Raw genomic sequence first — 18,653 nt, 5'->3', positions numbered from 1 at the left:
TCTTGAAACAGGCTCCCACACTACAATGAGTCGTGGAAAAAATCAGATAAAGCAAGGAGAATACTACTTGTCTCATTCTAAAAAGAAGAAAACTGGGTCCCTCCTTCTCGCCATACTCCTCCTCACATCGCTCATCCCAATCACTCCTGCTTGGGCAGAAAGCCCTTCAACTCCCAACCAGACGCCCGCTTCCCAACCACTTGCTGTGAACAGCTCCAGCAAGTCTGACTTGGAACAATTCCGTACCCTCAACTCAAAACGTATTCAAAACGCGGATGGTTCCTTCACGGAACAGATCTATCTGGAACCCATCCACTACGAAGACCCTGCGACCGGCAAACTGCTGCCGATCGACTCCACGTTGCAACTCGAATCGGACGGCCGTCTGCACAACAAGGCCAATTCCTTCGACGTCTCGCTCCCTGTCACAGCCCACGGCGGTCCTGTCAGTTTGAAAACCAAGGATGCCGTACTGTCATTTGAACCTGTCTTCACCGACGATATACAAGGGGTGAACAAAGACAACAAACAAGACTTCAAAAACGCCGCCAAAGACATCGACCTCTCCTACGCAGCGACCTTCACAGGCGTCAAAGAATCGATCATTCTGAAAAAACCGACCTCCCAGACCACCTTCTCGTTCCGCATGGACCTCAATACTCTACAGTACAAGATTCAAGACGACGGGTCGGTTGCTTTCACCAAAGGCACTTCCAAGAAACCGAGTTTTACATTCGACCCGCCGATTTTGATCGACGCCAAAGGCGACACCTCGACCAAGGCTGCCTATCAATTCCGTCAAGACAGCACAGGCCATACATTCGTTGATCTCGTCGTGGACCCAGTCTGGTTACAAGATCCAGAACGCAGCTATCCAATCATCGTCGACCCAAGCGTTGGCACCGATGACTCGTACTTGGCGAACTCTATGATCGCCTCAAAGTATCCTACCGGGATCGATGAGAATAACGTTCGGTTCTCCCAATATTCCTCCCTCCTGATCGGGAACAGCGTCAACAAAGGGATTACCCGGTCGCTTTTGAAATTCCGGTTGCCAGCGTTGCCGGCTGGTTCCGTCATTTCTGACGCCTCTCTATACGTGATCAACTCGGGGTACCAGATGGACGTAACACAAACGCCTACGGTAGATGCACACCGGATCAATACGTTTTGGGATTCGTATAATGTCGCTTGGAACACACAACCAGCGATTGGCGGTATCGACGGAAGCTATACCGTAACCAACCAGTACGTACCCGAGTTGTGGAAGATCCCGCTCAAAAGCCTGGTCAGCGATTGGTATCTCGGGATCCAAAATAACTATGGGGTAGAATTGCTTTACAAAAATGAAAACGATGTCGTCCGTGCCATCACTGGTTTGGCCGACGCCTCTGCTTCGCATTCTTATTTAAGTGTGACCTACAACATCGATGGATTGGGATCTCAGGAGTACTGGTCGATGGACGGTCAAGTCAACATGGGCAACATGAACATGGTCGACTCCATCACCGATATTTCCTATCCCGGTCGTGGTGTAGACCTGTCCCTCTCTCGCACTTATAACAGCCGCGCCAAAGGAGTCGGTGTCTTCGGCTACAACTGGGTTTCTCCCTTGGACATGCGGCTCTATGCCTTGCAAGATGGCATCGCTCGTCTGAACGGAAGCAACGGGACGATCTACTACTTCCCCAAAGATGCAACAGGCAACTACGTCTCGCCAACCGGCCTGCATTGGAAACTGAACGTGACCAGTTCCTCCGCCAACCTGACGATGGTAGACAAGACCGTCTACAGCTTCATCCCTGACCCAGCTCGGGCCGGTCAGTACGTGATCTCCGCAATCTCCGACGCAACGGGTAACACCGTCACGTTTGGATACGATCCGAATCATCACATCTCCACGATCAAAGACGGTGCCTCGCATACGATCAACCTGCATTACAACGGAAACGGATTGATTGACCAAGCCACCGACCCGGCTGGACGGATCTGGTCTTATGGCTACCTTGGGTCTCTAGATTTGTTTAAGGTCACGCTGCCATCAGCCACAAATGGAACACTTGATACGCTGGAGTACGCCTACGATTCTTGGCATTATCTTGTCTCTGAAACTTCGGCTAACAAACGCAGAACGTACTACATGTACTCCGCAGACGCCAACGATGACAGCAGCCGTCGAATGACGGGCATCAGCCCGATCAACATGTTGGTGAACGGCAACTTTGAAGTCTCCTCGGGCGGTAACAATCTGCCGGACCATTTCTATTTTTACGATGGGCTCAACAACGGGAAAGTAACGTCTCTCGGCGGGCATGTCTACAACAACAATGCATTTGGAGTAGACTTCCCTGCAGCGGGCTACTCTACGTACCTGTCCGACCCGTTTGCGATTGATGCCACTACGGCGAAGTACACACTGAGCGGTTTCATGAAAGCAACATCCGCTTCTCAGACGACCATCTTGTCACTCTATCCGTATGATAACAACTTCCAATTGCTCCCCGAGACACAACGAATAGCGATTACGGGAAGCACGGATTGGCAGCAAAAGCAAATTTCATTCGCTCCCTCTGCACTCCCTGCGGGCACAGCGTACGTTCGAGTACGACTGGCGGCTAGTAACAGTGGAGGTTCCGGGAGCAGTTATTGGGATGGCGTTCAGCTGGAGGAGAAACTGAGTACGCTTGAGACAGACAACGCGACACGGTTCTCCTCAGGCAAGCAGTACACATTCTACCCACCCGGTATGCAAACCGCCAGCTACGATGGGGAAGGTCGCAAGCATCTCTACAAATACAATGAGAACCAAAACCTCTATTATTCACAAGTAGATCCGAACAGCTTGTCTCTCACGACGACTTATGATTGGACGTCAAACAAAGTCACCTCGTATTCCGATCCCAAAAACAACGTCTACACCAAGAAGTACGACGACAACACCGGGAACTTGCTCTACACCAAGAACCCGGAAGGAAAATACGAATACTTCGACTATACCAGCAACTCAGACTTGAAATCCCACACGTTGCTCAGTGGGGCTGTGGTGAAATCCACATTCGATACCAAGAGTAACAACCTGACCTCCCACGACGCCTACGGAACAAGTACGGCGCAAAAACATGACCTGTATGGCAACCTCACCAGTTTCAGCAACTCGATCGGGATGGCTGACAATTTGGTGGTCAACAGCAGTTTTGAGCAAGGAACGACTGGTTTGAAGTTTTATGATGGTAACAACGGAACGTGGCAGGTCACTTCCGACTCGACCGCTCAAAGCGGAAAGCAAGACCTCCAAATCGGGTTTCAATCGGTTAGCTCTCCGAGTTATTCAATTGTGACTTCTGATACATCTCTCCCGATCGATCCCAACTCCGCCTATGTACTCTCCGGGTATGTAAAAACGACAGCGACCACTGGAGATCAACGGGGTATCTTGTCCCTGCTGCCCTCTAACGGAGCAGCCCAGTTGAATGAGATCGGGCGCTTGGAGTTGGCCGACACCTCCGGCTGGCAGCGTCTACGAAAACTGATCTTGCCAACCGACTTCCCGCAGGGCACCAGTTCTGTGCGTATCAAGTTTGGTGCATCCCTCAACTCAGGTACGGGGACGACTTCTTTTGACACGATTCAGTTACAAAAATACTCGGTCGATACCGCCTATAATCTGTTGGACAACAGCAGTTTCGAGCGCGGTGCGAGCAGCTTCCCAGATTACTGGACTCCAGCGGAATCGGCCACCAACGCATGGGTGACCACCGATGCGTATGCAGAAAACCGTTCCGTCTCCATCTCTAATGCTGCGGCGATCACAGCAGTTCGAGCGGTGAATTACCAACCGTACATGCCCGATTCTTCGTACACACTGACTGCCTTTGTCAAAACTCAAGGACTGTCCGCAAACGTAGGCCGGGTTCGAATCGGGGAGTATGATGCGAGCAAAACACAGATCGGCTACCTCGATTCCGAGGTCCTCGGCGGTACGACAGACTGGACGATGCTGTCTGTCCAGCTCGACGCAAAAAAAGCGGTGCCGAACACCGCCTTTCTGCGCCCGATTCTGGTGACCGACGCCGCACAAGGAACGATCTTCTTCGACAATGTGCGACTCACGAACGGCACTCCCGGATTCACCACGTATTCCTATACAAACGGAATTGACACCAGCAACACCCGTCAGTACAGCGAAGTGGACCCGTTGGGAAACACAGCGTCCTATGAGTATGACAATTTGGGTCATGTGACATCGACACAAGACCCGATGCAAAATGTCACGACGAAGTTCTACGATCCACAGTCCGGTCGATTGTCTTGGGAAACGCCTGCGAGCAAGGACGTTCGACACGATTATTCATACGACCGTGACGGTAATCTGATCGTAATGACTGAACAAGACCCCACTCAAACAACGCTCTATAACAAAACCTCAATCAGTTACAACAAGTTAGGTCAAAAAACAGCCGTGACCGATTACTTGGGACGCACAACACAGTACTTCTACACCCCGAGTGGCAACTTGGAGAACATCACGGAACCGACCGGCCTGTACACACCCGGTGCGGCTCTCGTCACCAATCATTACGTCACGATGGCTTACGATCCCGCGAATCGAAAAAGCAGCGTGACCTATAGTGACAACACCGCCCAGTATCAATTCCAGTATGACAAGAACAGCAACCTCACCAAGGTTGAAGATACGACCAGTGGCGTCGTTGGCTCTGCTGAGTATAACAGCATGAACCGACTCTCGAAATGGTATGACAACAGTACACACAGCATTGGCTACACCTACAACGAGTTTGGCTCGGTGATCGGTCGTTCACTGACTGCCAATCAAACTACGTACCAAGAATCTGCAAAGTACAACATGATGAATCAACTGATGACGCTGACCGACCTCAACCAAAAGGAAAATCGTTTCCTGTACACGGAGAATACCCTTCTATCCACCGTTACGTACGGAAATGACTTTACAACATCTTTTGAGTACGACGTCAACGGACATGCAGTTACGTTGCAGAACAAGAACAATCTTCATGTTTTACAGTCGTCGTTTGCGTACACGTATGATAAAAACGGGCGTGTCTCTACGAAAACCACCAATGTCGGGAAGACGACGTACACCTACACGGCAAACGGCCAACTCCTGACGGAAAAGTCGCCATCGGGCGAAACGACTACGTATAGCTATCAGATTGATGCGGTCAACAATCCCTATGGTCAACTCTCGAAAAAGCAAATCACCAAAACGGATGGAACTGTCCAGACAACCACTTACTTGTATGACAAAGGAAACCAGTTAGTCAAAGTCAACAGTCAAGACTACACCTATGACAATGCAGGGAACCTGCTATCCAATGGCCTGTTTCAATTTAAATGGGACTCCGGTGGTCGAATGATAGAGGTTGACTCAGGTGGCAAACCTGTGGCAACGTTCAAGTATGACCACGAAAACCGCCGCGTGCAGCAGCAGGTTTACGATTCGGCTCACGTAGACGGCGTCATCACCAACTTCCTGTATGATGGTTTCAGCAGCCATGTCTTGGCGGAAACGAATGTTTCCGGTGTCGTTACCAAATCCTACACGTGGGGACCGTCGGGTCTTATGGGTATTACGACCCTAGATGCGACCGGGAAAATTCTAAAGTCGTATACCGTCATGAAAAATGCCCACGGCGATATCGAAGAACTTTGGGACAACGCCGACCTCACCAAGCCAGCGGTCAAGTACCAATACGATGTTTGGGGAAAACTGATCAGTCCGACGACACCCGATACCATCAACCCGTATCGATATGCGGATGCAAGATACGATTCCTTCGACAACCTGTACTACCTCATGGCAAGGTACTACGATCCTACTGTGGGGCGTTTCCTGAGCAAGGACTCGATCTCAACGGTTCCGGACTATGAATACGCGGGCTACGATCCTGTAAACTTTGTAGATCCGACTGGCAATAAATTTGAATCAGATGAGCCTGCCGTCCAACTGCCGGGACCAAGTAGTGGTGGGGACCCGTCAGGAGCATGGGAGTACGTTTTACGAATCATGGGTCTGACTTCCGAAGAAATTGCAGGTGGTTCTGCAGCTTTCTATGGCTCTGTAGGAGGACCCCCACTTAACGCCTGGAAAGTGGGTGACCCAATCAATGCTCCGACAAAAGCGGGGAATTATCCGTCTTGGAGCACTGCAAAATCAAGGTACTGGAAGAATGAAGCCAAGTTCTCGCCCGAGGAGTATTTAGCAAGTGACCTTACTAGAATGCAAAAAGGAAGGGCTCCGTTACACGAAGAAGTTGGGGTTCCTAAAGAACTGCACCATATTAATGGACGTACTGGCGCCGATCCACATAACCAAGCGAATATAGATGCTTTATGGCCTTGGGATCATGCTATTGTGGATCCCTACAGATTTTATAACGGTCCCCTGCCTACACAACCCTAAAAAGAAGAGGTGTGTGCCTTGATTAACATCGGTACAGAGAGAATCTACAACAAGCATTTTGAAGGTCGTGACGATGTGATCAAATGGGATGTTCAGCCCATCACAAATTCACAACTCGTACAGATAAACTTCCTCAGTACCAACTCTCCCAATAAACAAGGGATCTTCCTGCGTACCGACAAAGGCATTGAAGCCAATGGGCAACTTCACCCCGGGATCTATCTCTGGGAAGATACCGCGCCACGTGAAGTCATCATCAAATGTTTCACAGAGAATGGCTGGCTAAGTATCTACAACATTCATCACAATGGCAGAAATCAATACTCACAAGGGTACTCTGCCGGTATGCTGTTGCAAGAGGAAGGCGATACCCTCGTGTACCATTGTAACGACGTTGGGCTGGAAACCAACTTTGACAAGCTCGTATTCTCCGTGAAACGCCTGTAAGAAAAAACACCGTGCCCATCTCTCGCGATGGGCACGGTGTCTTTTTACGTCTGCTTGTTCTGAATGTCCTTCTTCGAGTGGCGGGCTTCGAGGAGCTTCAACACCTCGTCGAACGACAGCTTCTGCTCCTGCAACAGCACGAACAGGTGGTAGATCACATCGCCAACTTCGGCGGTGAGTTCCTCGCGGTCGCCCTTCATGGCGGCGATCACGACTTCGGTGGATTCCTCGCCGACTTTTTTCAGGATCTTCTCCAGACCTTTTTCAAACAGGTACGTGGTGTACGCACCCTCCGGTCGCTCTGCATCTCGCTGTGCAATCGTGGTCAGCAACTCGTCGAGGATCGCATAGCGGTGTGGCGTGCGGGATGCTTCATCGCCGTGCGCTTTTTCAAAAAAGCAGCTGTACGCGCCCGTGTGGCACGCAGCTCCTGCTTGGTTGACTTCCGCCAGCAAAGTGTCGCGGTCGCAGTCGTAAGAGAGGCGCACAACCTGCTGGAAGTGACCCGAAGTGGCCCCCTTGTTCCAAAACTCCTGACGGGAGCGCGACCAGAACCAAGTGGTGCCGGTCTCCAGCGTTTTCACAACCGATTCGGCATTCATGTACGCGAGCATCAGCACTTCACGGCTCTGCACATCCTGCACGATGCAAGGCAACAGGCCGTTGTCATCGAATTTCAGCGTTTCAATCCAGCTCGTGTCGCTCATCGGATGCTCACCCCGCGTTCCTTTAAGTACTTTTTCACTTCGGTGACGGTCGTCTCCTTGAAGTGGAAAATCGACGCGGCAAGTCCGGCGTCTGCCTTGCCGGTGGTGAACACGTCATAGAAGTGCGACTTCTCCCCAGCCCCACCCGATGCGATCACCGGGATGCGCACCGATTCGGAGACACGGCGGGTGAAATCGAGGTCGAAGCCGTTTTTCTGCCCGTCTTGGTCAAACGAAGTCAGCAAGATCTCGCCTGCGCCGCGATCCTCGCACTCGCGCGCCCACTTGAGTGCGGATAGGCCCGTCGAGACTTTGCCAGCGTTGATCATCACTTCCCAGTCTTGCATCTCCACGTTCCACTTGCCGTCGATCGCCACGACGATGCACTGGGAACCGTAGCGCTTCGCACCATCGGTGATCAGTTGCGGGTTCTTGACGGCGGCGGTGTTCATCGAGACTTTGTCCGCACCAGCGAGAAGCAGTTCGCGGATGTCCTCGACTTCCTTGATGCCACCGCCGACGGTGAACGGGATGAACACTTGGTCGGCGGTGCGGCGCACGATGTCGAGCATGGTGGCACGGCCTTCATTGGTCGCTGTGATGTCGAGGAGCACAAGTTCATCTGCCCCCTGCTCCTCGTACACTTTTGCTAACTCGACCGGATCGCCTGCGTCTCGTTCGTTGGTGAGGAACGAGACGTTTTTCACGACCCGCCCGTTTTTGATGTCGAAGCAAGGGATGATTCGTTTCGTTAGCACGTTACGCTCTCCCTTCGGTCGATCCCGTTGTAGTGGAAGTCACGCCAATCGCTCCATTGACTTCGCGAATCGCATCCACCAACTCGATGTTTCCGTTGTAGATCGCTTTGCCGATGATCGAGCCGATGACCCCGCGACCTCTGTACGTCGCCAGCTCCAGCAGATCGTTCGTGTCCTTGATCCCACCTGAAGCGATCACGCCGAGGCCAGTTTTCTCGGCCATCTCGACAATCGCCGGAATGTTTGGCCCGGTCAACGTGCCGTCGCGGGAGATGTCTGTAAAAATGACGCGGGTCGCCCCTGCGCCCTTCAACTCACGCCCGAGGTCGATCGCCGTGATCGTGGAGGTCTCCAGCCAGCCGTTCACCGCCACCATCCCGTCCTTCGCATCGATCCCAATCGCGATCTTTTCCCCATATTCCTGCAGCGCCGCCCGCACAAACTCCGGCTCATTCACCGCCGCCGTGCCGAGGATCGCGCGTTGTACCCCGAGTGAAAACAGCGCTTCCAACGTCTCGCCATTGCGAATCCCACCGCCAACTTGCACCGGCAGTCCCGTCGCTTTGACAATCGCCTCGATCACCGGGCGGTTCTGCTGCGAACCTTCCTTCGCCCCGTCGAGGTCGACGACGTGCAGGAATTTCGCGCCCGCTTCCTTGAACCGCACTGCGACCGACGCCGGATCGTTGTCATACACGGTCATCTGGTCGTAGTCGCCTTTATAGAGTCGGACAGCCTGTCCGTTTCGCAAATCAATCGCTGGATACAGCAAAAACTCACTCATGCCCGCACTCCTTCCCGTACCATGCCCACAAAGTTGCGCAACAACGTCAACCCCACACGGCTCGACTTCTCCGGGTGGAATTGGATGCCAAATACATGATCTCGTCCTACGATGCCCGGCACTTCGCCATAATAGTCGGTCGTCGCCAACAACACGTCGCGATCCACCGGCTCCACGACCAGCGAATGCACCCAATACACGTAGTCTCCGTTCTGCACACCATCGAGCAGGGCAGACTCACGCGTCAAGGTCAGATCATTCCACCCGATGTGCGGGATCTTGAAGTCGCCCTGAAAGCGGCGCACATGGCCCTCGATCAGATTCAGACCTTCGTTGAACCCATGCTCGTCGCTCGATGTGAACAGCAGTTGCATGCCCAGGCAGATGCCGAGGAAGGGTTTCCCTGCTGCCACAACATCCTGAATCGCGGAAATCATCCCCTGTTGGCGCAGGTTCTCCATCGCGTCACCAAATGCACCGACACCCGGCAGGATCACACCCGCTGCTTGGCGCACAACATCGGGATCGCTGGTGACGACGAGATCGGCGCCGAGGGACTCCAGCGCTTTTTCCACAGAACGCAGGTTGCCCATGCCATAGTCGATGATCGCGATCATGGCTTAGAGGACCCCCTTGGTGGAGAGCACGCCGCGCACGTTCGGGTCTTGGAAAACCGCTTCGGAGAGCGCGCCGCCAAATGCTTTGAAAATCCCTTCAATCATATGGTGCGAGTTTGTGCCGTACTGGAGGTTCACGTGTAGCGTCACACCCGCGTTCCCCACGAACGCACGGAAAAACTCCTCGACCAGATCGGTGTTAAATGTGCCGACGTACTCTCGCGGAAACTCTGCGTTGAACACGAGGAAGGCCCGACCGGAGATGTCGAGGGTCACTTGTGCAAGTGCCTCATCCATCGGAGTGAAGCGGTTGCCGTAGCGCTTGATCCCGGCCTTGTCCCCGATCGCTTGCTTGAACGCCTGACCCAAGCAGATGCCGATGTCCTCAACCGTATGGTGATCGTCGATGTCGATATCCCCATTCGCGTGGATATTCAGGTCAAATCCGCCGTGCTTGGCGAACAAGTCGAGCATATGTCGCAGGAACGGTACCGGGATGTTCAAGTCCCGATTGCCAGTTCCGTCGAGGTTCAAGGTCAGTTCAATCTGCGTCTCAGTGGTGTCGCGCTTGATCGTTGCGATGCGTGCCGTCATAACTGTCAGCGGCCTCCTTCTTTTTCTAAGCGAATCCGAATCGCGTTGGCGTGGGCCGACAGCCCTTCTGCCTCCGCGAGGGTGATGATCTTATCCCCGTTGTTGAGGAGCGCTTGCTTGCCATAGTGGATCACGGAGGACTTTTTCACAAAGTCATCCACGTTCAAGGGCGAGGAAAAACGCGCCGTGCCGCTTGTTGGCAAGACGTGATTCGGCCCTGCAAAATAGTCCCCGACCGGCTCCGACGAGTACCGTCCGACAAAAATCGCCCCAGCGTTCTCAATCCGCCCGAGGTAGGACAGCGCATCCTCGATCATCAGTTCCAAATGCTCAGGCGCCAGTCGGTTGGAGAGCGCGATCGCTTCGTCGAGGTCCTGTGTGACCACGATGGCGCCGTAGTTGCGCAACGACTCCTCCGCAATCTCGCGGCGAGGGAGTTTTTCCAACTGTTCGGCGAGCGACTTCGCGACTTGGACCGCCATGTCAGCAGACGGGGTGACACAGATCGCGGCTGCCATCGGGTCATGCTCCGCTTGGGACAGCATGTCGGCCGCCACATAGTCTGGATCTGCATGGTCGTCCGCGATCACGAGGATTTCCGACGGGCCTGCGATCATGTCGATCGCCACTTGTCCAAAAACAGCCTGCTTCGCGAGCGCCACGTAGATGTTGCCAGGGCCGACAATTTTGTCGACAGCACCGATCGTCTCCGTGCCATACGCCAGCGCCCCGACCGCCTGAGCGCCGCCGATCCGATAGGCTTCAGTGATGCCCAGTTCCTTGATCGCGACGAGGACGCCCGGGTTGAGCATTCCCTCCCGATCCGGCGGCGTGACCAGCACGATCTCGGGAACGCCTGCCACTTGTGCAGGAATCACATTCATCAGCACCGAGGACGGGTACGCCGCACGACCGCCGGGCACATAGACCCCCACGCGCTTCAGTGGGCGGATGATCTGCCCTAGCACAGAACCTTCCTCGTCGGGAAGCATCCACGACGGGCGTTTCTGCGCTTCGTGGTAGCGACGGATGTTCTGGATCGCCGCACGCAATGCGGTGACGAACTCCTCTGAGACTTGATTGTAGGCGTCCGCGAACTGCTGCTCGGGGATGCGCAAGTCCTCCAGTTCCACTCCGTCAAAACGCGCGGTATACGCGCGCACCGCTGCGTCGCCATCCGCCTGCACACGGGTCAAAATCTCCTTCACCGCCGTGCGTTCGGTTTCGTAGACGTCACTGTCCTCCCGCTTCAACGAAAAATCTGCCGCTTGTACCACCTGAATCATCGCGCTGCCTCCTCTGTTTCCACGACACCGCGCACACGGCGCACGAAATCATCGATGACGGCGCTCTTCAAGCGGAAACTGCTGCGGTTTGCGACTAAGCGTGTGGAGATATCCATGATGTCCTCTTGTACGATGAGGCCGTTTTCCTTCAGCGTGCGCCCGGTTTCGACCACGTCGACGATCCGCTCCGCCAATCCGATCAACGGTGCCAACTCGACCGACCCATTTAGAAAAATCACTTCCACCTGCTGCCCTCGGCCACGGAAGTACTCCGTTGCGATGCGCGGGTACTTAGATGCGACCCGCGGCATCGTAAAATGGGCCGGGGTCTCCGGGAGACCGGCAACCGACATTTTACATCTGCCAATCCCGAGATCGAGCAGTTCGTAGAGGTCGCGGCCTTCCTCGACCAGTACGTCCTTGCCGACGATGCCGAGGTCTGCAACCCCGTATTCCACATAAGTCGGCACATCGACCGGTTTGGCGAGGATGAAATCGATCTCGCCACCCGGTGTGTTAAGTATCAATTTGCGCGACGAATCGATGTCTTCGGGCACCGGGATGCCCGCCTCGCGCAAGATCGTTAAGGTAGCTTCCATGATGCGCCCTTTGGAGAGCGCGACGGTCAATGCAGCTTGTGTGGTCATCTATTTATGCCCCCTAGAGCGAGAAGGAATGACTGAAATCGGTGTACATCGCTTGAACCAGCCGTTCCACCGTCAACAACTTGCCGTTTTTGAACACGATCGGCGTGAAATAGCCAGCGCGCTCCTCAACAGCCGCCGCTTCCGAATCTTCTACACGCTGTGAGGTCACGATGAATTGCTTCGAACGCAAGTAGGAAGCGAATCCGATCACCGGGTAGCGGTCACGCTCTTCATACAGCACCAAAAAATGCTCCTTGGTGATGCCTGGCGTCGCTTTTTCCAAAACTTCTAACACGCGCTCCACACCGATCATGAAACCGGTCGCCGGTGCCGGACGACCAAATTTGCCGAGCAGTTCGTCGTAGCGACCCCCTGAGCAGACCGGGAAGCCGACATTCGGAGCGTAGCCTTCAAACACAGCTCCCGAGTAATAATCTTGCCCGAGCAACAGCCCGAGGTCGAGTTGCAGATACCGATCGACGTTGTGCAGGACGAGCACATTCCAGATCGATTCGAGGTTGTCGAGCGCCGCCAAGGCATCGGTGTGGTGCGTCAATTCACGCGCTTGGTTCAAGATCTCAACACCGCCGCGCAGACGCGGGACGGTGAGCAGGACGGTGCGCGCTGCATCATCGGCAATTTCCCCGTGTACGGTGCGCTCGTAGGACACAAAGTCTTTTTCCGCCAGTGCGACGGAGAGACGTGCGCGCACGTTTTCATCCGCAACATGCTCTGCGAACAGACCTTGCAAGTAGGTGACTTGCCCGATCGCGATGGAGAACCCCGTGACGCCTGCTCCGGTCAGCGCCGTGCAAGCCAGCGCGATCACTTCGGCATCTGCATCGGGACTGGCATCGCCGATCAATTCCACGCCTGATTGCGTAAATTCCGCATCCCGTCCCGCGTTGTGCTCCTGTTGGCGGAAGATCGCCGCGTTGTAGGACAGACGGATCGGCAGCGGGTGTTCCTTCAATAGAGAGGACACTACGCGTGCGATCGGTGCCGTCATGTCGGGGCGCAGAACGACGGTCTTGCCGGAACGCTCGATGAACTTGAACATCTGGTCTTCGTCCTCACGGTACGCACCGTTCAGAAACGTATCCGCATATTCGAACGTCGGGGTCAGGATCTCCTCGAAGCCCCAACGGGTAAAGACTTTGGCAATTTGCTTTTCCACTTCACGCTTGCGGGTTGCCAGCGGCGGCAAGACATCGCGCACTCCGCGCGGTTTTTCAAACAAGATCGGTTTCGTCATTTCGTTTTCCGCTCCCTGGACGCTTTAGTCTGCTAATACACTAAAGGATTTCTATTGCTATCCTATCATTGAGCGTACCCCACTGTCAACGAAAAGAAAACAGCCACGACCGCTGTGGGCCGTGACTGTTTTCCGTAAGTTAGGAACACGAAGTACTGCATCTGTACGTCCCCTTTGTCCTTGTGTCTTCGACTTCGCGAAGACAGCCCCCCGGCAGACAAAAGTACAGTACAGTTAATAAAAATCTCCACCATAAGTAGCATTGCTTATCTTTGGTGTTGTTGTATTAATTTCTGCGTAGCTTTTCATTCTCCTTCTTTTATTATGGATATATTGCGTTAATTTTACAGATTTTTAATAATTGGAACTGAGAGTCTTTATTAGGTAACAACCAATACCTGTCACGCCTATCTCCCACCCCCCTGCCACATACTAAGGCACAGCACGAGAGGACATACGTATAGGCAGGTGAGCACAGATGCTAGCTGGTTGGAAAGCGTGGTTGCGGGTAGGCGGATGTCTCGTGGGGGCATTGAGTTGGCCCATGGTGGAACTGGCTTCGGCCTCTTCGTTGCACCAGACACAGGCGGCCTACGAGATCCAAGGCGTGCCCACGTTGGCACAACGACCTGAGTTGCCGACTGGTTGTGAGGCGACCGCGCTCACGATGCTGTTGCAATATGAAGGTGTGCAGGTGAACAAAACCACGGTCGCCAAAAAGTTACCCCAGCTTGCCGTGCCGCGCAATCTAGGGGGTCGGATGATCGGGGGAGATCCGAATTCAGGCTTTGTCGGCAATCCATTCTCGCGAGATGGGTATGGTGTGTTCCACATCCCGATCCGCCATGTGCTCGAGGAGTATCTGCCCGGACGCGGACTTGATCTGAGCGGAGGCAGTTTTGATGAGGTGTTGCAGGCGTTGGCCGATGACCGACCGGTGCTGGCGTGGGTCACGATCGACCTTGCCGATGTGCGCAGCGGGAGCGATTGGCGGACCCCCAGCGGTGGACATGTGCAGTGGAGGATTCCGGAACACTGTGTGTTGTTGACCGGGTATCGGGAGCGGTCTGTGACGTTTCACGACCCGAACAGTGGGCGGGTTGTCCACTATCCCTTGGAACGCTTCCGTCAGATTTGGCAGGCGATGGGACGCCAAGCGGTGACGGTACAGCCGTTGGATTAGGAACGGAAAAAAACTCCCTCTCGCACACGCGAAAGGGAGTTTTTTAATGTACAATCCCCGCCTCTTCATCATCCAGCACCACGGCGGGCTCGCCCGTTTCGGTGCGGACGGTAGATGCGTCCACCACTTTCTGGCGGATCACGCGGATCGGGTTGCCGCCCACGAATGCTCCCGGCGGGACATCGCGGTTGACCAGCGATCCGGCCGCCACGACTGCGCCGTCGCCGATCCTGATCCCTGGCAACAACGTCGAGTTCGCACCGATCATCACGTTGTCCCCGATCTCGACTTTCCCGAGTCGGTACTCATCGATCAAGTACTCGTGCGCGAGGATCGTCGTGTTGTACCCGATGATCGTGTTCCGGCCAATCGAGATCAATTCTGGGAACATCACGTCCATCATCACCATCAACGCCACCGCCGATTGTTCCCCGACTTCCATGCGCAGGAACGTGCGGTAGAGCCAGTTTTTGACGCCTAGAAACGGCGTGTAGCGCGACAGTTGAATCACAGCGAAGTTTTTGGCGACCTTCCAGAAGCTGACCGTCTTGTACAGTTGCCACAGAGCATTCGCACCCTCTATCGGGTAGCGTTCCGTGTTCCGCATGGATTTCCCTCTTTTCTGGATCAGGTCCCGAGGATGATCTTCCGAAGTTCCAGCATGTCCGATACCAAGTAGTCCGGGTGATGCGGGCGCAGTCCTGCCTCCCCGCGCAAACTCCACTTCACGCCTGCCGTCGCCACACCCGCCGCTTGACCAGCGCCGATGTCGAAGGGGCTGTCCCCGATCATGATCGTCGATGCTGGGTCGGCCCCGAGCAAGGCCATCGCTTTCAACACCGGCTCAGGGTGTGGCTTGTGATGTTCACACTCGTCTACGGTGACCACCGCGTCGAGGTACGGCGACAGGCCGCACAACGCCAGCCCCTTCTCCGTGGTCAGGCGAACCTTGCTCGTCACAATCGCTTGCTTGCATCCGGCCTCATGCAACTCGCGCAACACCTCCACCACATGGGGGAACGCGGTTACCAGCGCATCATGCTGCTCCAAATTGTAACGGCGGTACGTCGCCACCAACTCCTCCGAGCGACCGGGAGCAAACAACTCCATCTGTTGGAACAACGGTGCGCCCATCTGCGGCAGGATGTGCTCTCGCGTATACGCTCCCGGCGTATGCAGATCGAGCGTGTGTTCAAACGATCGGATGATCAGTTCATTCGTGTCGAGCAACGTCCCATCTAAGTCGTACAGTACATATTGATACTTCATAAAAAAAGCCTCCTTATGCGCCCGTTGTCGCATCGGCGTCTGGGTCCACGCCTCCGACACCCGGTCTGATCCCGGTTCCTACCCGTTCCCGCCAGACGCGTGCCAACACCGCGGTCAGCACCAAGGCGGCGATGATTCGAATGCCGAGCAGGTACCAGCCGTTCACGTGCAGCGGGATAAAAATCAACGTATCCTCAACCACCGCGTGGCAGAGAATCAAGAAGATCATCAGCAGATACAACTGCCGCTTGGGCAGCGGTTTTTCCCGCGTCGCTTCGATGATCACACCCGCTCCGTACGCCAGTCCGAAAAAGATCCCGGCCAGCATCGGAATCGCTGCCTTTTTATCCAAGCCGCACAGCGCGAGCAAGGGATTCATGCCTGTGGCGATCTTGTCGAGCACACGCAATTCCTTGAGCACTTGGATGACCAGCATCAGCGGGATCACGATCAGCGCCAATTGGTACACGCCTTTCCAGATCGTGAACAACACTTCCTGAACCGTCGTCCACACCGACACATCCCACAGGTATTGCAGGTGCCCATACGTGCCGATCACGTCACCTGGCGTGTTGCCAAGCGCCAGATGCACACCCCAGCCTCCGAGGAAGCCCACTGCAGCGCGGATCGACACGACCAGCGGTGCGTTCAATCCGATCCGCTTGGCCACCGCCGTCTCGACGAAGATGTTGTGGCAGAACGACAACATCACCGACAGAATCAACGCTTCCGGCGCACCCAGCTGTAGCGAGAACATCGCCCCGATCGCCGCATACAAGTTCAAAAACCACCCCAGCGCCATCACGATCGCCGCTTCCCCTGGCAAACCGAACCAGCCCATGATCGGGGTGAACAGCCAGAGAATCCACTCCAGCACGGGTGTATGTTTAAGCAACGTGAGCGCGAAGGTGATCGGTACGATGATTTTGCTGAGCGTCCATGTCGTCCGCAGACCCGAATAGAATCCACGAATCAAGATGTCCTTCATATCCGTTCGCACCCCTTTAGCAATTCGAAGATTTCGACACCCATTATAACACAAAGAGGCTCGTGACTTCCGTCACGAACCTCCCACTTGCGCAGATTCTTACATGTAGGGAGCTGGATTCACTTGTACACCGTTGACGCGCACTTCATAGTGCAAGTGCGAACCGGTGGACTGGCCCGTGGAGCCGACGCCGCCGATGCGTTGGCCTTTTTGGACCGCTTGTCCAACCGAGACGTTCATCGAGGACAGATGACCGTAGATCGACACAATGCCGTTGCTGTGCGAGATCCGGATGCAGTTGCCATAGCCGTCACCATAGTCACCCGCTTGGATGACCGTACCGTTGTTCGAAGCATAGACCGGCGTCCCGGTGGATGCTGCGATGTCGATGGCGTTGTGAGCTTTGCCACCACGGTTCTCACCGTACTGCGAGGAGATGTAACCTCCGCCGATCGGATAGGCCCACGAACCGCTGACCGCTGCAGCGGCACCACCGGAGTAGGAGGAGTAGGTTTGCTTGCGCGTGCCCTTCGAGATGATCTCCTTGACCGGTTCGGAGACCACTTGCTCAGACAGCACATCCTCTTGTTGCTTCACCCCGTTGCGACGGGTGACTTTGAGGACTTGGTTTTTCTTGCCTTCCTTGCCTTCTTGGATGATCTTCTCCGTGCCGACATCGAGCGAGTTGTCATCCTTGTATTCGACTTCGTAGTTGGTGGTGATCTCGCGAGTCTCCTCGCTGACGGATTCCACACTGATCAACGGTTCCACAGCGACGAGGTTGATCCGTTGGCCTTCGGAGAGTTCGTCGATGTCACCGATCTCCGGGTTGGCTTGGGTCAGTTCATCGACGCTGATCTCGTTTTTGGTCGCGATGTCCCACAGCGAGTCGCCGCGCGAGACCACGTAGGTTTTGCGCTCGTTCTTGCTCTGTGAAACCAGCGAAAGTGCGGTCTCAAACGAAACGAGGAGCTGCTTGTCTCCACGCATCGGAACAAAATCAACCTGTTCGGAGGTGCGAACGGTTGCATTGGAATCTGCCTTCACATACTTGCTTTCGAGCGTTTTGATCAGTTTCTCAGCGGTTTCCTGATCCTTGACATGGACGATGTCTTGGCCGTTCACGCGCACGATCACCATGTCGACCATCGTCTTGGTCGATTCGGAGATCGCATTCGCCACGGTCCATTCATTGGTGGACTTGACCGTCTGGTGTACAGGAAGGAATTTCACGTTTGATTTAAGTAGCGCGCCATAGGACACCATCTGGTCTTCGAGCAGTGCTTTGTCACGAACGACGCCGGAGTATTCACCATCTATGTAGACTCGGTAAACGGGGGTTGCGGCTGCGATTTTGTCTTGTACTGTATATACGCCAACCGAAGTTAGCGCGCAAACTGCGAGGGCAGCGATCGTATTACGAAAATGGAACGTTTTGCGAATCTCCGACTTGGCTGCGCGTACAAACGCGCTGGCTTGTTGTTGTACCCATTGTTTCTTGCTACTTGCTGGGCTGGCAGTTCCGATCTGACGACGTCCGTCATAGAGCATTTCTGTCAGCTTACCCATGATACCCCTCCCTAAAAGCGAACCCCGATGCTGATGATAAATCAGTATGGTTCTGTTTTTTATAGTGTTTCGACGTATGTATTTCGACAAGATATGCCATGTTCCTT

General features: G+C 54.6%; 15 protein-coding genes. 3 read left to right on the top strand and 12 right to left on the bottom strand.

Going from position 1 to position 18,653, the window contains the following annotated elements; translation table 11 throughout:
- The first annotated feature begins 229 nt into the window (after window positions 1–229).
- Together C7459_RS10290 and C7459_RS10285 are read left to right on the top strand one after the other, a co-directional pair.
- Window positions 230–6,442 carry a DNRLRE domain-containing protein gene (locus C7459_RS10290; RefSeq protein WP_170119400.1) on the top strand — a complete coding sequence of 2,071 codons (6,213 nt, stop codon included), beginning with the start codon at window positions 230–232 and terminating at the stop codon, window positions 6,440–6,442.
- Between the two features lie 18 nt (window positions 6,443–6,460).
- Window positions 6,461–6,889 (top strand): hypothetical protein, encoded by a 429-nt coding sequence (locus C7459_RS10285; RefSeq protein WP_109688922.1) that lies wholly within the window; start codon window positions 6,461–6,463, stop codon window positions 6,887–6,889.
- Window positions 6,890–6,933: 44 nt separating this feature from the next.
- On the opposite strand, the gene hisIE is transcribed toward C7459_RS10285, so the two are convergent.
- Genes hisIE through hisZ form a run of 8 tightly spaced genes read right to left on the bottom strand, consistent with a single transcriptional unit; the run spans window position 6,934 to window position 13,537 of the window.
- Window positions 6,934–7,596 carry a bifunctional phosphoribosyl-AMP cyclohydrolase/phosphoribosyl-ATP diphosphatase HisIE gene (hisIE, locus tag C7459_RS10280; RefSeq protein WP_109688920.1) on the bottom strand — a complete coding sequence of 221 codons (663 nt, stop codon included), beginning with the start codon at window positions 7,594–7,596 and terminating at the stop codon, window positions 6,934–6,936.
- Window positions 7,593–8,354: an imidazole glycerol phosphate synthase subunit HisF gene (gene hisF, locus C7459_RS10275; protein WP_109688918.1), complete on the bottom strand. Its 762-nt coding sequence runs from the start codon at window positions 8,352–8,354 to the stop codon at window positions 7,593–7,595. The genes hisIE and hisF overlap by 4 nt, the downstream gene beginning before the upstream one ends.
- Before the next feature lies 1 nt (window position 8,355).
- Window positions 8,356–9,138: a 1-(5-phosphoribosyl)-5-[(5-phosphoribosylamino)methylideneamino]imidazole-4-carboxamide isomerase gene (hisA, locus tag C7459_RS10270; protein ID WP_109688916.1), complete on the bottom strand. Its 783-nt coding sequence runs from the start codon at window positions 9,136–9,138 to the stop codon at window positions 8,356–8,358.
- Window positions 9,135–9,755, bottom strand: a complete 621-nt coding sequence (gene hisH, locus C7459_RS10265) for an imidazole glycerol phosphate synthase subunit HisH (RefSeq protein WP_109688914.1) — start codon at window positions 9,753–9,755, stop codon at window positions 9,135–9,137. Before hisH ends, hisA begins: the two co-directional genes overlap by 4 nt.
- 3 nt (window positions 9,756–9,758) lie before the next feature.
- Window positions 9,759–10,349 (bottom strand): imidazoleglycerol-phosphate dehydratase HisB, encoded by a 591-nt coding sequence (hisB, locus tag C7459_RS10260; protein WP_109688912.1) that lies wholly within the window; start codon window positions 10,347–10,349, stop codon window positions 9,759–9,761.
- A gap of 5 nt (window positions 10,350–10,354) precedes the next feature.
- A complete protein-coding gene (gene hisD / locus C7459_RS10255; RefSeq protein ID WP_109689227.1) occupies window positions 10,355–11,632 on the bottom strand; it encodes a histidinol dehydrogenase in 1,278 nt (425 codons plus the stop codon).
- On the bottom strand, window positions 11,632–12,282 hold the full coding sequence (hisG, locus tag C7459_RS10250) for an ATP phosphoribosyltransferase (protein WP_109688911.1): 651 nt from the start codon (window positions 12,280–12,282) through the stop codon (window positions 11,632–11,634). The genes hisD and hisG overlap by 1 nt, the downstream gene beginning before the upstream one ends.
- 13 nt (window positions 12,283–12,295) lie before the next feature.
- A complete protein-coding gene (hisZ, locus tag C7459_RS10245) occupies window positions 12,296–13,537 on the bottom strand; it encodes an ATP phosphoribosyltransferase regulatory subunit (RefSeq protein ID WP_109688909.1) in 1,242 nt (413 codons plus the stop codon).
- Between the two features lie 478 nt (window positions 13,538–14,015).
- Between hisZ and C7459_RS10240 the strand changes: the two genes are divergently transcribed.
- Window positions 14,016–14,720 (top strand): C39 family peptidase, encoded by a 705-nt coding sequence (locus tag C7459_RS10240; protein ID WP_109688907.1) that lies wholly within the window; start codon window positions 14,016–14,018, stop codon window positions 14,718–14,720.
- Between the two features lie 43 nt (window positions 14,721–14,763).
- On the opposite strand, the gene C7459_RS10235 is transcribed toward C7459_RS10240, so the two are convergent.
- The 4 genes from C7459_RS10235 to C7459_RS10220 form a co-directional block, all read right to left on the bottom strand.
- A complete protein-coding gene (locus tag C7459_RS10235; protein WP_109688905.1) occupies window positions 14,764–15,327 on the bottom strand; it encodes an acyltransferase in 564 nt (187 codons plus the stop codon).
- 20 nt (window positions 15,328–15,347) lie between these two features.
- The gene (gene ppaX, locus C7459_RS10230; RefSeq protein ID WP_109688904.1) at window positions 15,348–15,989 is read right to left on the bottom strand and encodes a pyrophosphatase PpaX; all 642 of its coding nucleotides are present in this window, start codon (window positions 15,987–15,989) and stop codon (window positions 15,348–15,350) included.
- 13 nt (window positions 15,990–16,002) lie between these two features.
- Entirely contained in the window at window positions 16,003–16,977 is a 975-nt protein-coding gene (locus C7459_RS10225; protein ID WP_109688902.1) for a nucleoside recognition domain-containing protein, read from the bottom strand.
- Window positions 16,978–17,076: 99 nt separating this feature from the next.
- Complete coding sequence (locus C7459_RS10220; protein ID WP_109688900.1) at window positions 17,077–18,546, bottom strand: M23 family metallopeptidase; 1,470 nt, start codon at window positions 18,544–18,546, stop codon at window positions 17,077–17,079.
- Window positions 18,547–18,653: the final 107 nt, after the last annotated feature.

Source organism: Tumebacillus permanentifrigoris (assembly GCF_003148565.1).
In the GTDB taxonomy this organism is placed as follows: domain Bacteria; phylum Bacillota; class Bacilli; order Tumebacillales; family Tumebacillaceae; genus Tumebacillus; species Tumebacillus permanentifrigoris.
This window is presented reverse-complemented; position numbering and strand designations above follow the sequence as displayed.